The sequence below is a fragment of the Pseudomonas sp. GD03875 genome, assembly GCF_029840585.1.
Lineage (GTDB): Bacteria > Pseudomonadota > Gammaproteobacteria > Pseudomonadales > Pseudomonadaceae > Aquipseudomonas > Aquipseudomonas paralcaligenes.
In genome coordinates this window covers 38,344-53,033 of sequence record NZ_JAOCCV010000017.1, presented here as the reverse complement: position 1 = coordinate 53,033, position 14,690 = coordinate 38,344, and the positions used below count along the sequence as shown (strand labels likewise).

10 protein-coding genes are annotated in these 14,690 nt (G+C 68.5%); 6 read left to right on the top strand and 4 right to left on the bottom strand.

Features of this window, described 5'->3' with window-relative positions:
* Positions 1 to 19: 19 nt before the first annotated feature.
* From N5D30_RS15885 to N5D30_RS15875, 3 genes are read right to left on the bottom strand one after another with little or no spacing between them, the layout of a single operon-like run.
* Complete coding sequence (locus N5D30_RS15885) at positions 20 to 175, bottom strand: hypothetical protein (protein ID WP_220812994.1); 156 nt, start codon at positions 173 to 175, stop codon at positions 20 to 22.
* Positions 172 to 774, bottom strand: coding sequence for an alpha-ketoglutarate-dependent dioxygenase AlkB (locus N5D30_RS15880; protein ID WP_279909717.1), 603 nt, complete (start codon positions 772 to 774; stop codon positions 172 to 174). The genes N5D30_RS15885 and N5D30_RS15880 overlap by 4 nt, the downstream gene beginning before the upstream one ends.
* Before the next feature lie 5 nt (positions 775 to 779).
* Positions 780 to 1,076 (bottom strand): aspartate-semialdehyde dehydrogenase, encoded by a 297-nt coding sequence (locus N5D30_RS15875; protein ID WP_220812996.1) that lies wholly within the window; start codon positions 1,074 to 1,076, stop codon positions 780 to 782.
* Positions 1,077 to 1,237: 161 nt separating this feature from the next.
* Here N5D30_RS15875 and rapA point away from each other — a divergent pair, with 161 nt between their 5' ends.
* The 6 genes from rapA (at position 1,238) to N5D30_RS15845 (ending at position 12,341) form a co-directional block, all read left to right on the top strand.
* Positions 1,238 to 4,087 carry an RNA polymerase-associated protein RapA gene (rapA, locus tag N5D30_RS15870; protein WP_279903697.1) on the top strand — a complete coding sequence of 950 codons (2,850 nt, stop codon included), beginning with the start codon at positions 1,238 to 1,240 and terminating at the stop codon, positions 4,085 to 4,087.
* Positions 4,088 to 4,169: 82 nt separating this feature from the next.
* Positions 4,170 to 4,988, top strand: coding sequence for a hypothetical protein (locus N5D30_RS15865; RefSeq protein WP_279909716.1), 819 nt, complete (start codon positions 4,170 to 4,172; stop codon positions 4,986 to 4,988).
* Positions 4,989 to 5,064: 76 nt separating this feature from the next.
* Positions 5,065 to 5,577 carry a DUF4274 domain-containing protein gene (locus tag N5D30_RS15860; protein WP_279909715.1) on the top strand — a complete coding sequence of 171 codons (513 nt, stop codon included), beginning with the start codon at positions 5,065 to 5,067 and terminating at the stop codon, positions 5,575 to 5,577.
* Between the two features lie 19 nt (positions 5,578 to 5,596).
* Positions 5,597 to 9,025 (top strand): hypothetical protein, encoded by a 3,429-nt coding sequence (locus N5D30_RS15855; RefSeq protein ID WP_279909714.1) that lies wholly within the window; start codon positions 5,597 to 5,599, stop codon positions 9,023 to 9,025.
* The gene (locus tag N5D30_RS15850; protein ID WP_279909713.1) at positions 9,022 to 9,441 is read left to right on the top strand and encodes a hypothetical protein; all 420 of its coding nucleotides are present in this window, start codon (positions 9,022 to 9,024) and stop codon (positions 9,439 to 9,441) included. The genes N5D30_RS15855 and N5D30_RS15850 overlap by 4 nt, the downstream gene beginning before the upstream one ends.
* 68 nt (positions 9,442 to 9,509) lie before the next feature.
* Entirely contained in the window at positions 9,510 to 12,341 is a 2,832-nt protein-coding gene (locus N5D30_RS15845; RefSeq protein ID WP_279909712.1) for a valine--tRNA ligase, read from the top strand.
* A gap of 59 nt (positions 12,342 to 12,400) precedes the next feature.
* Here the strand turns inward: N5D30_RS15845 and N5D30_RS15840 are convergent, their stop codons facing one another.
* Positions 12,401 to 14,608 carry a hypothetical protein gene (locus N5D30_RS15840; RefSeq protein WP_279909711.1) on the bottom strand — a complete coding sequence of 736 codons (2,208 nt, stop codon included), beginning with the start codon at positions 14,606 to 14,608 and terminating at the stop codon, positions 12,401 to 12,403.
* Between the last annotated feature and the right edge of the window lie 82 nt (positions 14,609 to 14,690).

The window sequence follows — 14,690 nt, the reverse complement described above, 5'->3', positions numbered from 1 at the left end:
CAGGGCGCCGCAGGGAGGATCAACGCTTCTTCTTGGGCTTGGATTTGCTCTTGCCCCGGGTCAATGGCATGGCCTGCTCGAAGACCTGGCGCATCTCGTCCAGCTTCTTGTCGTGCAGGTCGTGGATGCGCTTGCTGCGCTCGGCTCCAAAATCGATCAGCTTGTCGTCACTCATGGTCTGGACCGGATCAGGCGAAAGGTGAGGTTGATGCGTGGCGCCACCGGCTTGCGGGTCTTCGCCACCTGATGCTGCCAATGATGCTGTGTTGCGCCGGCCATGACCAGTAGCGAACCGCTCTCCAGTTGCAGGGAGTGCTCGATGCGCCCGCCGCCCTTGCGGCGCAGGTCGAAGCGGCGCGGGCCGCCCAGGTTGAGCGAGGCGACCAGCGGCTCGCTGCCCAGCTCCGGCTCGTCGTCGCTGTGCCAGCCCATGGAGTCGTTGCCGTCGCGGTAGAAATTGAGCAGCACGCCGTTGAGCGGCTGGCCGGCCACCGCCTCGACCCGGGCGCGGATCTCGCCGAGCAGGCGGGTCCAGGGCAGTGGCTGATGGATCAGGCCGGAATAGCGGTAGACCGCCTCGGGGTCGCCGTACCAGGCCAGCAGGCGCGGCACCGGGATGCGCTGGCCGTGGAGCGACAGTTGCGGCTGTTCCCAGGGCGTCTCTGCGGCCAGTTGCTGGAACCAGGCGTCGGCGGTGGCAGGGTCGAGCCAGTGCGGCCGGTAGTCCAGCGAGGCGTCGGGCAGGTTCAGGGACTGCGAATCGAACAGGTCCACCGTCCCTAGACTTCCACGTCCACCCAGAGCCCCTGGCGCGGCAGCTCTTCCAGCAGCTTCTCGTCATCGTCCTTGACCTCCCCCTCGGCCAGCTCCGCCGGCGTGTAGCCACGGCGCTGGCGGCGGCGCTGCTCCTCGCGCATCAGCTCCTCGGCCTCCTGCGGGTGCCGCTTGTCCAGCTCCACCGCGCTCTCGTTGCTGCTCTCGTTGGTCGGCGTCACCGGGGGAATGTCCGGGCGCGGCTTCACCACGTCCTGCTGGGCGGTGACGGGAACCAGGCTGTGCGGGATGGGCGGTAGCATCGGGGTCTCCCAGGTTAACCCTGCTGTCGGCCGGACAGGCTCCAACTTGAACGACCGCTACACTTTCGACCGGGCGCTCAATCAGAGATTCAGCAGCGGGCGTCGCCCTCGGCGCGGCGTTCCGTTAACATACGCGGCTTTTTTCGCAGCTGGGGCTTTTCATGGCAAGTAGTGGCATTGTGCAGTATCAACCGGGGCAGCGCTGGATCAGCGACAGCGAGGCTGAACTCGGGCTCGGCACCATCCTCACTTCCGACGGCCGCCTGCTCACCGTGCTCTATCCGGCGACTGGCGAGACCCGCCAATACGCCCTGCGCAACGCCCCGCTGACCCGCGTGCGCTTCGCCCCGGGCGACGAGATCACCCACTTCGAGGGCTGGAAGCTGACCGTGCAGGAAGTCGAGGATGTCGACGGCCTGCTGGTCTACCACGGCTTCGACGCCCAGCACGAACCGTACAGCCTGCCGGAAACCCAGCTGTCCAACTTCATCCAGTTCCGCCTGGCCAGCGACCGCCTGTTCGCCGGGCAGATCGACCCGCTCAACTGGTTCGCCCTGCGCTACCACACCCTGGAGCACCAGAGCCGCCTGCTGCAGTCCAGCCTGTGGGGCCTCGGCGGCGCCCGCGCCCAGCCGATCGCCCACCAGCTGCACATCGCCAGGGAGGTCGCCGACCGCATGGCTCCGCGCGTGCTGCTGGCCGACGAAGTGGGCCTGGGCAAGACCATCGAGGCCGGCCTGGTGATCCACCGCCAGCTGCTCTCTGGCCGTACCGGCCGGGTGCTGATCCTGGTGCCGGAGAACCTGCAGCACCAGTGGCTGGTGGAGATGCGCCGGCGCTTCAACCTGCAGGTCGCCCTGTACGACGCCGAGCGCTTCGCCGAGAGCGATGCCAGCAACCCGTTCGACGACACCCAGCTCGCGCTGGTCTCCCTGGAGTGGCTGAAGAGCAGCGAGAAGGCGCAGGACGCCGCCTTCGCCGCCGGCTGGGACCTGCTGGTGGTCGACGAGGCCCACCACCTGGTCTGGCACCCGGAAAAGGCCAGCGACGAATACCGCCTGGTGGAACAGCTGGCCGAGATCATCCCCGGCGTGCTGCTGCTCACCGCCACCCCCGAGCAGCTCGGCCTGGAAAGCCACTTCGCCCGCCTGCGCCTGCTCGACCCGGACCGCTTCCACGACCTCGAGGCCTTCCGCGCCGAGAGCGCCAACTACCGTCCTGTGGCGGAGGCGGTACAGGAGCTGCTGGACCAGGGCCGCCTCTCCGAACAGGGCCACGCCACCATCGCCCGCTTCCTCGGCGCCGAAGGCGAGGCACTGCTGGCCGCCGTGACCGATGGCGACAGCGAGGCCGCCGCGCGCCTGATCCGCGAGCTGCTCGACCGCCACGGCACCGGCCGCGTGCTGCTGCGCAACACCCGCGCCGCCGTGCAGGGCTTCCCCGAGCGCCAGCTGCACCCCTACCCGCTGCCCGCCCCGGAGCAGTACCAGGGGCTGCAGCCGGGCGAGCACGCCGAGCTGTACCCGGAAGTCAGCTACCAGGCCCAGGGCGAAGACGAGGCCTGGTGGCGCTTCGACCCGCGGGTGGACTGGCTGATCGACACCCTGAAGATGCTCAAGAAGTTCAAGGTGCTGGTGATCTGCGCCCACGCCGAGACCGCCCTCGACCTGGAAGACGCCCTGCGCGTGCGCTCCGGCATCCCCGCCACCGTGTTCCATGAAGGCATGAGCATCCTCGAGCGCGACCGCGCCGCCGCCTACTTCGCCGACGAGGAATTCGGCGCCCAGGTACTGATCTGCTCCGAGATCGGCTCCGAGGGCCGCAACTTCCAGTTCAGCCATCACCTGGTGCTGTTCGACCTGCCGGCCCACCCGGACCTGCTGGAACAGCGTATCGGCCGTCTCGACCGGATCGGCCAGAAGCACACCATCCAGCTGCACGTGCCCTACCTGGAAGGCAGCCCGCAGGAACACCTGTTCCAGTGGTACCACCAGGCGCTGAACGCCTTCCTCAACACCTGCCCCACCGGCAACGCCCTGCAGCACCAGTTCGGCCCGCGCCTGCTGGCCCTGCTGGAGAGCAATGGTGACAAGGCCTGGCAGGACCTGCTGGACGAGGCCATCGCCGAGCGCGTCCGCCTCGAAGGCGAGCTGCACAGCGGCCGCGACCGCCTGCTGGAACTGAACTCCGGCGGCGCCGGCGAAGGCGAGCGGCTGGTCGAGGAAATCCACGAGCAGGACGATCAGTTCGCCCTGCCGATCTACATGGAAGAGCTGTTCGATGCCTTCGGCATCGACAGCGAGGACCACTCCGAGAACGCCCTGGTGCTGCGCCCCAGCGAGAAAATGCTGGACGCCAGCTTCCCCCTCGGCGACGACGAGGCGGTGACCGTCACCTACGACCGCAACCAGGCCCTGGCCCGCGAGGACATGCAGTTCCTCACCTGGGAACACCCCATGGTGCAGGGCGGCATGGACCTGGTGCTGTCCGGCTCGATGGGCAACACCGCCGTGGCGCTGATCAAGAACAAGGCGCTCAAGCCCGGCACCGTGCTGCTGGAGCTGATCTACGTCAGCGAGGTGGTGGCGCCCAGGGCGCTGCAACTAGGCCGCTACGTGCCGCCGGTGGCCCTGCGCTGCCTGCTCGACCCGAACGGCAACGACCTGGCCACCAAGGTCGCCTTCGACACCCTCAACGACCAGCTGGAAGCCGTGCCACGGGCCAGCGCCAACAAGTTCGTGCAGGCCCAGCGCGACGTGCTGGCCAAGCAGATCGGCGCCGCCGAAGCCAAGGTGCAGCCGCGCCACGCCGCCCGCGTCGAGGAGGCGCGCAAGCGCTTCACTGCCACCCTGGACGAGGAAATCGCCCGCATGACTGCCCTCCAGGCGGTCAACCCGAGCGTGCGGCCCGCCGAGATCGAGGCCCTGCGCAAGCAGCGCGAGAGCGGCCTGGGCTTCCTCGACAAGGCGGCGCTGCGCCTGGAGGCAATCCGCGTGCTGGTCGCGGGCTGACGGCCACCCGTTCGAGCCGCCGGGAAAAATCCTCCGCGGCGGCTTTAATGGAGTGTGGCAACTCGCAGGGAGGCCAGAGTCCATGCCCCATCGTCGAAACACTCCGCCGACCCGAAACGCCCTGCGCTGGCTGGGGCTCTGCGCCGGAGCGCTGCTGGCCGGCGGTGCGCACGCCTCGGCGCGCATCCTGGAACTGGACTGCGCCGGCCAGCCCTTCGTCGTCGAGGCGCGCCCGTTCGCCGAGAACGCCGCCGGCTCCTCCCAGGTCGACGTCCGCTACCGCTATCGCGGCCAGCCACTCGCCGCCATCCGCTACGAAATCTTCTACAAGAACCTCGACGCCTACCTGCAGCACGACGCCGCGCGCACCCGCGCCTTCGGCCTCAATCTCGACACCGTGGGCACCAGCCGCCTCCACGGCTATGACTGGGGCGACACCCTGTACCTGCCGCCCGACGCCTTCTCCGCCAGCGACTTCGAGCGCCTGGCCGCCTGCCTGGAGGCCGAGCGCGAGCGCATCCGCCGCACCTTCGCCGACGCCAGCATCACCAGCCGCACCTTCCTGGGCCTGATGAAGACCCGCACCTCGATGCCCGTGACCGGCATCGCCCGGCTGGTGCACGCCCCGGCGCCGATAGCCGGCCTGTACGGCGTCGGCAACTGGTACTTCGTGCTGGTCGAGGCCGGCGGGCAGGTCCTGGTGCACAGCAACTTCACCGCCAACAACCCGCCCGTCTCGACCGCGCTGGGCGAGGTCCGCCGCGACGGCAGGCGCCCCACCCTCCTGGCGCCGGCCCGCTACCGGTTCCACGGCAAGGAATACGAGACGCGGGACCTGCTGACCCTGACCGACCGCCACGGACGGCGCATGGGTGACGACTTCCGCCTGCAGGTCCGCTGAGCGCCACGCCGCATTTTCCGGCGGCGCGGCGTGCTAGGGTCTGCTCCCGTGGCGGACTCGACAGAAAGGAGGCGACGTGTCCCACGACGACGACATCGACCAGCAGGCTTGGCAACTGCTGCTGGATCACCTGCAAGGCGCCACGCCGCAGCAGCGGCACCTGTTCGCCGCCCGCAGCAACTACGACGGCAATCGCGACGCGCTGCAGTGGCTGGCCGACGACCCGCGCACCGAGCGCGCCACCGCCCTGCTCATGTACTGGGCGCTGGGCGCGGAATTCCATGCCCAGTACGCCACCGACGACGAAGTCCCAGGCTGGGCCAGCGTCAGCCACCGCCTGATCCGCCAGATCGAGGAGCGCTTCCTGGCCGGCTTCTACGCCACGGGCACGCTGTACTTCGACCCGCGCCACGGCCCGGTGCCGCCCGGCGACTACGCGGACGTGGAGCAGAGGCGCCCCATCCCGCCGGCCATGCTGGCCGCCGTCATGGGCAGCGAAGAGGTCGACCTCGACGACGAGGACTACGACGAAGGCCTGCCGATGGCCGTGGCCGAAGCCATCTGGGCGCTCTACCAGCAGGACCGGTGACGACCGGCCAGGAGGCGACATGAACCCAGCCACACCCGCTCCCCGCATCCTGCCCCTCGGCGACATCTGGCCGACCCTGCCGGGCGAGCTGCGCGACCGCTACCTGCGCACCGACAACGATGACGAACTCGACGAGGAAGACCTGGCCTACTTCCTCGAAGGCACCTGCCTCTGCTTCGAGGGCGACACCACGTTGACCGACCAGCAGTGGCAAGCGCTGCGAAACGCACAGGAAACGACCCCACTGCTGGTGGTCATCGGCGACCTGACGTTCGCCGGCGATCCGCCGGAATGCGTGGTCACCGGCGACCTCGCCTGCGACGGCTTCTTTCACCACAGCGACTCGAACCGCCTGGTCGGCGGCAAGATCTCGGCACGCCACTACGCTGCCTTCTTCGGCGGCGACGACGAGACCCTGCACCGCGGCTTCCAGGGCACGCTGGACACGCCCCTCGCGTTCTTCTGGTTCCACGACTGGCGCGACATCCGCCTGCCCGACGACTGCGTGGTGAGCTTCGTCTGCGACGGGCACCACTTCGAGGAGCCCGACCCGGCGGCCTGGTTCTACTGGTCCGAGGACCTGCTCGCCCTGCGCCCGGAGCTGTGCTATTCGCCGGGCTGCTGGAGCTCCGACGAGCCGCACTGGAACTTCGCTGCCATACGCAAGACGCTCGAGGCGGGAGAGTCGCTGTTCGTCGACGGCTTCGACCCCGCCTGCCTGCCGCTGGTGCGCCAGGCCGCCGATCACTTCCGCCAGCGCCAGTTCAAGGAGGCCTTCCTCGCCAGCAAGGCCGCCCTCGAACTGTCTCCCGGCTACATGCGCCCCTGGCGCGACGCCGGGCTGGCGCTGTACCGGGCCGACGCCCTGGAGCAGGCCATCCCCTACCTGGAACGCGCCGCGGCGCTGATGCCCGAGCGCTACCCCACCCTGCAGAACGAGGCCGTGGACGACCTGGCGCTGTGCGCCCTGCGCCTGGGCGATCTGGAGCGGACCATCGACCTCACCAGCAGCTCCCTCGAACGGATCACCCACGACCGTGACAAGCGCCTCAAGGCCGTGCTCTACCGCGTGCGCGGCGAGGCCCGGCTGCGCCGTAGCGAACTGGAGCCGGCCCGCGAGGACCTGGCCAAGGCCGCCGACCTGCACTGGAACAGCGCCTTCTACCTCTGGCTGGCCGGCCTGGCCTGCCACAAGTTGGGCGACGCCAAGGGCGCCAAGCAGTACCGCGGCCAGGCGGCCCGGCTCGACGCGCAATACGACCGGGACTTCGCCGGGCACGCAGGCTCGGACTTCCGCTACAACCCGCCCGGCCGCGTCGACTGGGAGGCGCTGACGCTCGCCGACCTGCAGACGGAGCCGCAGGACGCTGACTACTGGCGCCGCTACCTGCAGCACAAGGCCTACGACAACCGCAAGAGCTTCCGCGCCATCCCGGCCGAATTCCTCACCCGCGACTTCTGCCTGGAAGCCATCGAGCTGTGCCCCGGCCGGCAGGGCCACGGCGACATCTGGGTGGCCGAGTTCTTCCCCGAGGCGGTGTTCGACCGCGAGATCGCCGAGCGCCTGATCGACTGCAGCGCCGCCAACCTGCGCCACTTGCCCCCGCGCCTGGTCGACAAGGCACTGCTGCTGCGCGCCGACCAGGGCAGCTACGACCCCGCCCTGATCCCCGCGCAGCTGCTCGACGCCGAGCTGTGCCGCCATCTGGTCGAACGCCAGGTGCCACCCGATGCCCTGCCCGAGCCGTGGCTCGACCATGCGCTGTGCCTGCACGCCGTGCGTCACTGGAGCAACGCTATCGAACACGTGCCGGGTCGCTTCCGCGACGAAACCTTCTACCTCACCGCGCTGGCCCACGCCGACAGCGCCTGGTTCATCGAGAACCGCATCCCGGCGCGCTACCTCGAACCACGGATGCTGTGCCGCGCGCTGGACATCCACTTCGGCCTGATCCAGCAATTGCCCGGCCGGCTGGTCGACGAAACGGTGTTCGCCCACGCCCATGCGCTCTGCCCGGACGAGGCACTGTGGGCGCGGCTGACCGCCGAGCACGGCCCGCGCTTTCGCCACCACAGGACCAGCGCCCGGTGCGCCGAACACTGCTGGGCGGTGTTCTGGGACGAGGCGCTGATGCTCGCCGAGATCGACAACCCGGACTACCACCTCTCGCCCTACGAGATCCCGGCAGAGAAGTACACCCAGAAGATTGCCGACACCGCCTTCAAGCGCGACCCGATCCACCTGTCCAGCATCCCGCGTCCGTTCATCACTCCGGTGATGGCCGAACGCTTCGCCGGCCAGTACGCGGACATGCTCCACGACGTGCCGCTGGCCCTGCGCAGCGAGCGGGTCTGCGCACTCGCCGCGCGCCACTCCTGGGACGAGGGCAAGTACTTCCGCCACGTGCCGCTGCGCTGGCGTGGCGTCGAGGCGTGCATCCAGGCCCTGAAGCACAGCCCGGACAACGCCGACTTCATCCCGCGCGAGCACCTGCACGCCGTGTTCGACCGCCTGATCGAACGCCACGACGGCGAGTTCGCCCTCGGCTGGCTGTACTGCCAGCGTGGCCTGGGCGCGCTGGTGGGGGGCAATCTGGAGGCGGCGCTGGCCGATTTCGACCATGTGCTCGGCGCGCCACAGCCCGCCAGGCCGAGCGGCCTGCTGGGCTCGCTGTTCGGCCGCAGGCCGGCACAGACCGCCGACTTCGACGACGAAGACCGGGAGGAAGCGCGCTTCTACAAGGCCTGGGCCCTGCTGCGCCACGGCCGCCCGGCGGACGAGCTGCTGGCGCGACTCGACGAGGAACAGCGCGCCAATCTCGAACACTTCGAGATCGCCGAGCCGACCGAACCCTGCGACTTCGACCAGGAGGGCTTCGAGCGCCGCCTGGAAGCCGCCGCCCAGCTCGGCCGCAACGGCGACTACCGCAGCGCGCACGACCTGGCTCGCGAAGCCGAAGCACTGCTGCGCGAGGCCGGTCACGGCGATCACCACCTGTGGGCCGGCGTGCTCGACCAGCTGCGCTTCTTCACCGGGGAACTCGGCGAGCACGAGGAAAACCAGCGCCTGTGCCGGGAAATCCTCGAACACCTGGGCGGCGTGCGGGACTGGCCCTACCTGGAGCGCGACAACCTGATCCGCGCGGCCCGCCGCGCAGCCCACAACACCCTGGCCTGGCGGCTCGCCGACTCGCCAGGGGCGGACGACCTGGCCCAGGCCGTCGAGCACGCCCGCGCGACGCTGCGCTTCGCGCCCATCGAGGGCGAGCAGGCCATCCTGCCCTTCTACGAGACCGCCGCCCGGGTGCTGCTGCGCGCCGCCCAGGCGGACCCGGCCCGTGCCGACGAGGCCCGCCGCTACCTGGCGCGCATCCGCGAGCACGGTCTGGTCGACCGGGGCCTGGTGACCGACGCCGAGGTGCTGGCGGCCCTGGAGCGCGAGGCGTGAGCCCGGCCCGCTTCGAGGTGGAGGAAGTGTTCCACGGCGACGACGACGGCCTGCTGTGGCTGACCCTGGGCTACGCCTCCCCGCGCGACCCGCTCGACGTGCTGCACATCGCCTGCGGCCAGCCGACCGGCGTGGCCGAGCAGGACGCCCTCTATCTGGAAGGCAACGACCAGTCCCTGGCGGCGAGCGGCCAGGTGCTCGCCCTGGTCGCGCAGGCCGGTCGCGTCGAGCTGCACCTGACGCCGGCGGGAGCCGCCGCGCTCGGTCTGGCCGAACGGGTGATGTTCGCCTTCGACCGGCAACCGGCGCTGTTCCACCCGGTGGCGCTGCAGCTGGCGTGCATGGCGGACTGCGGACAGGCCTGCATCCGGGCGGCCGCTGACGGGTGGCCAGAGGCCGAAGCGCATCGGGTCTAAACCCGAGGGGCCGGTTTGCCTTATACTCGGCGGCTTTTCCGCTCAGCCGTCATAGGGTCCCGCCGCGCATGGACAAGACCTACCAGCCGCACGCCATCGAAACTTCCTGGTACCAGACCTGGGAGCAGAACAACTACTTCGCCCCGCAGGGCTCCGGCGAGCCCTACACCATCATGATCCCGCCGCCGAACGTCACCGGCAGCCTGCACATGGGCCATGGCTTCAACAACGCCATCATGGACGCGCTGATCCGCTTCCGCCGCATGCAGGGCCGCAACACCCTGTGGCAGCCGGGCACCGACCACGCCGGCATCGCCACCCAGATGGTGGTGGAGCGCCAGCTGGCCGCCGACGGCATCGCCCGCCACGACCTCGGCCGCGAGAAATTCCTGGACAAGGTCTGGGAGTGGAAGGAGCAGTCCGGCGGCACCATCACCCGGCAGATTCGTCGCCTCGGCTCCTCGGTGGACTGGTCGCGCGAGCGCTTCACCATGGACGAGGGCCTGTCCGAGGCGGTCAAGGAAGCCTTCGTGCGCCTGCACGAGGACGGCCTGATCTACCGCGGCAAGCGCCTGGTCAACTGGGACACCAAGTTCCACACCGCCATCTCCGACCTCGAAGTGGAAAACCACGACGAGAAGGGCCACCTGTGGAACCTGCGCTACCCGCTGGCCGACGGCCACAAGACCGCCGACGGCAAGGACCACCTGATCGTCGCCACCACCCGCCCGGAGACCATGCTGGGCGACTCGGCCGTCGCCGTGCACCCGGACGACGAGCGCTACAAGGCGCTGATCGGCCAGTACGTCGACCTGCCGCTGGTGGGCCGGCGCATCCCGATCATCGCCGACGAATACTGCGACCCCGAGTTCGGCACCGGCTGCGTGAAGATCACCCCGGCCCACGACTTCAACGACTACGAAGTCGGCAAGCGCCACAACCTGCCGCTGATCAACATCTTCGACCAGGACGCCGCGGTGCTGCCGGGCGCGCAGATTTTCAACATCGACGGCAGCGTCAACGCCCTGATCGACTCCGGCCTGCCCGCCGCCTACGCCGGCCTGGACCGTTTCGAGGCGCGCAAGCGCATCGTTGCCGACATCGAGGCCCTGGGCCTGCTGGAGAAGATCGACGACCACGCCCTGAAAGTGCCGAAGGGTGACCGCTCCGGCACCGTGATCGAGCCCTGGCTGACCGACCAGTGGTACGTCTCCACCAAGCCGCTGGCCGAGAAGGCCATCGCCGTGGTCGAGAGCGGCGAGATCCAGTTCGTGCCCAAGCAGTACGAGAACATGTACTTCAGCTGGATGCGCGACATCCAGGACTGGTGCATCAGCCGCCAGCTGTGGTGGGGCCACCGCATCCCGGCCTGGTACGACCAGGCTGGCAACGTCTACGTCGGCCGCGACGAGGCCGAGGTACGCGCCAAGCACGACCTGGGCGACATCCCCCTGCGCCAGGACGACGACGTGCTCGACACCTGGTTCAGCTCCGGCCTGTGGACCTTCTCCACCCTCGGCTGGCCGCAGCAGACCGACTTCCTCAAGACCTTCCACCCGACCGACGTGCTGGTCACCGGCTTCGACATCATCTTCTTCTGGGTCGCCCGGATGATCATGCTGTCCACCCACCTGACCGGGCAGATTCCGTTCAAGACCGTGTACGTCCACGGCCTGGTGCGCGACGGCCAGGGCCAGAAGATGTCCAAGTCCAAGGGCAACGTGCTCGACCCGCTGGACATCGTCGACGGCATCACCCTGGACGCGCTGCTGGAAAAGCGCACCAGCGGCATGATGCAGCCGAAGCTGGCCGAGAAGATCGCCAAGCAGACCCGCGCCGAGTTCCCCGACGGCATTGCCAGCTACGGCACCGACGCCCTGCGCTTCACCTTCTGCTCGCTGGCCACCACCGGCCGCGACGTGAAGTTCGACATGGGCCGGGTCGAGGGCTACCGCAACTTCTGCAACAAGCTGTGGAACGCCACCAACTTCGTGCTGGAGAACACCGACGGCAAGGACTGCGGCGTCAATGACGAGCCGGTGGAGCTGTCCGCCGTCGATCGCTGGATCATCTCCGCCCTGCAGCGCTGCGAGCAGGACGTCACCCGCCACCTCGACGCCTTCCGCTTCGACCTAGCGACCCAGGCGCTCTACGAGTTCGTCTGGGACGAGTACTGCGCCTGGTACCTGGAGCTGGTCAAGCCGGTGCTGTGGGACGAGACCGCCTCGGCCGAGCGCCAGCGCGGGACCCGCCGCACCCTGGTGCGCGTGCTGGAAGTGATCCTGCGCCTGGCCCACCCGTTCATGCCCTTCATCACCGAGGAAATCTGGCAGCGCATCAAGGCCCTGGCCGGCAAGGACGGCGCCACCCTGATGCTGCAGCCCTGGCCGGTGGCCAACGAGGCGCGGGTGGACGCCGGCGCCGAGGCCGACATCGCCTGGGTCAAGACCTTCATGCTCGGCGTGCGGCAGATCCGCGGCGAGATGAAAATCTCCATGAGCAAGCGCATCGACGTGGTGCTGGCCAACGCCGGCGATGAGGACCTGCGCCGCCTGGCCGAGTTCGAACCGCTGCTGAACAAGCTGGCCAAGTTCGAATCGATCCGCGTGCTGGCCGCCGGTGAGGAAGCGCCGATGTCCGCCACCACCCTGGTCGGCGACATGCAGGTGCTGGTGCCGATGGCCGGCCTGATCGACAAGGACGCCGAACTGGCGCGTCTGGACAAGGAAATCCAGCGCCTGGACGGCGAGGTCAAGCGGGTCGGCGGCAAGCTGGCCAACGAAGGCTTCGTCGCCAAGGCCCCGGCCGAAGTGCTCGACAAGGAACGCGCCAAGCTGGCCGAAGCAGAACAGGCACTGGCCAAGCTGGCCGAGCAGCGCGAGAAGATCGCCAACCTGTAAGGCGCCGCCCAAGACCAAAGAGGCCCGCGATGCGGGCCTCTTTCATTTGGGTGTGAACCTCACTCGATGCGCAACGACCGCAGCGCGACACCCAGCACGCGCTCGTCGTTGACGCCGGGCGCCCTGGCGTCGGGCGTCAGTATGCGCAGCACGTTCCTGCCCTCGACGAAGGGAGCATCCTGCAGGTCGACCACCTTCTCGCCGTTGGCCTGGCCGCTGAATAACGTGGCATCGTTGAGCACCAGCTCGATGTTCTGCTGGCCGAAGGAGGCCAGGTCCAGGCTCAGCTCACCTTTCAGGCTCGCCACGTCCTGCAGCACGAACGTCAGCTCCGCCGACTGCCCCAGGCTCCAGCGATGGGTAGGTTCCGGCGTGGACCAGCCCTTGAAGCCCAGGCGCGGATCGGCGAAGCCGAGGGTGCCCTTCACGGCCGTCTCGTCCTCGTGCAACGGCAGGTCGATGGCAAACCCACCGTGGCACTGCGGGAAGCGCACGACCTGGTTGAACACCGGGCATGCCAGCACGCGGTATGAGCCTTGGTTCACGGCAGGCATCGGCACGTCGACGGTGATCTCCTCGCCCTGGGCCAGGCGCCGCGTCAGCGGCAGGGAGATATGGCTCATGTCCCGCCCGGCATTGTCCACGACGCTCACCTGCCAGCCGACGGCATGCTGGTCGTCGGCATGCACCTCCCAGACACCGGCACCCTTCTTCCTGAGCCGCAGCTGCAGGCTGGAACGGTCTGCATTCAACTGCCCTTCGGCCTCGAAGGCGAACAGGCCCTCGTCGAGCGACTTCGGTACCTCACGGCGTATGAACAGCTGCGGAACCAGCGAGGTCGGGTCCAGCTCGTACCAGCGCTGGAATTCCTGGGTGTAGAACAGCAGCTGGCTGCCCCTGAAGTCCGGCGACGGCATCAGCTCACCGCTCGACGGCTCGCGGTAGGTGTGCAGCTGGATGACTTTGGGCTGCAGGGACAGCACGTAGTCGTTGTCCCACTTCTGCATGAAACCGCCCGGTAGCCGGGAAATGTGCTGGTTGTTCAAGCCGACCATGTCGATGGTCGGCAGACCGGAAAAGTAGGGAATGGCGCCGGCGTCCACGACGGCGACGCGGCTGTCGGGCGACAGGTTCATCGCGGCGATGTGATGCCCCATGATGATGTCGCCATCGGTCGCCATCCGCTCGGTGCGCGCCTCGGCATACAGCTGAGTGGAAAGCCAGATCGAATAGCCGGCGAACGCCAGGGGCAGCAGGCCGACCGACCGGGGCAAACCCACCAGCGCCAAGGCGCAGGAGCTGAGCATCAGCGGCACGACCGGCATCAGGAAGCGGTAGCCGATCATCCAGTCGCCGCCGACCAGCAGGTTGAACGCGACATAGCCGCCGACATAGATGAAGACGATCCATGCCCACCAGCCCTGGGCGCCACCACGGCGGATGAGCAGCACGGTCGCCAGGAGGTAGGGCAGGATCAGGTAGAAGTAGTCCGCGGCGAACCGCAGCACGTAGTCGATGCCGACCCGGATCTGGCCGGACAGGTTGCCCGTCTTCGCCGAAACCGTGGTGGGGAACAGCTCGCCGAACAGGCTGTATCGCCACAGCACCAGCATGCCGACGACCATCAAGAAGACCACACCGGCCACGACCAGCCCGCCCCACGAACCTTTCCTGCCCAGCAGAAAGCGGCTGGCGGCGTAGACCAGTATCGCCCCGAAGAACGCGCCACCCTCCGGCCGGGTGAGCGCCAGGCAGCCGAACAACAGGCCCGCCAGTGCGTAATGGCTCGCCTTGGAGGTCTCGAAGGCGAGGTAGCAGGCATAGCAGCTGGCCACGAGCAGCAGGGCGAAGAGGATGCCCTCCATCGCCGCAGGTGCCCACAGCGCCAGCAGCGGGAAGGAGCAGAACATCGCCAGCAGGGCCAGTCTCGACCATGGCTGGAAGGCGCCCTCGAAGCGCCGGTGGATCAGCAGGAGCAGGCCGGCGGTGCCCACGTAACTGGCCAGTCCCAGGTACTTCGCCGCCTGCAGCGGCTCCACGCCCGGCCAGGCGACCAGCGCGCTCAGCAGGGTCCAGCTGACGCTGGAGAAACCTTCGACCACCTCGCCATTGAACGTCAGCCCGTTACCGGCCACCCAGTTCTTCACGTAGACGGAATAGATGAAGGCATCGTCCGGCTGGTAGAACCAGTACAGAACCACATGGAGGATGCCGAGGGCGGATAGGGCCGCCAGCCCCAGATAGGTACCGTTGCGCACAGAAAGCATGTCTTTTCCTTGTTCTTCCACCAGGCGCCTGTTCCCGGTCGCCTGACCATCTCGCTGCCGACCTTCCATCGGACGGGCGAGC

What these genes read in the sequence shown, in the direction of transcription:
- N5D30_RS15885 (WP_220812994.1), bottom strand. Translation starts at nt 175, where the DNA reads ATGAGTGACGACAAGCTGATCGATTTTGGAGCCGAGCGCAGCAAGCGC.
- N5D30_RS15875 (WP_220812996.1), bottom strand. Translation starts at nt 1,076, where the DNA reads ATGCTACCGCCCATCCCGCACAGCCTGGTTCCCGTCACCGCCCAGCAG.
- rapA (WP_279903697.1), top strand. Translation starts at nt 1,238, where the DNA reads ATGGCAAGTAGTGGCATTGTGCAGTATCAACCGGGGCAGCGCTGGATC.
- N5D30_RS15865 (WP_279909716.1), top strand. Translation starts at nt 4,170, where the DNA reads ATGCCCCATCGTCGAAACACTCCGCCGACCCGAAACGCCCTGCGCTGG.
- N5D30_RS15855 (WP_279909714.1), top strand. Translation starts at nt 5,597, where the DNA reads ATGAACCCAGCCACACCCGCTCCCCGCATCCTGCCCCTCGGCGACATC.
- N5D30_RS15845 (WP_279909712.1), top strand. Translation starts at nt 9,510, where the DNA reads ATGGACAAGACCTACCAGCCGCACGCCATCGAAACTTCCTGGTACCAG.
- N5D30_RS15840 (WP_279909711.1), bottom strand. Translation starts at nt 14,608, where the DNA reads ATGCTTTCTGTGCGCAACGGTACCTATCTGGGGCTGGCGGCCCTATCC.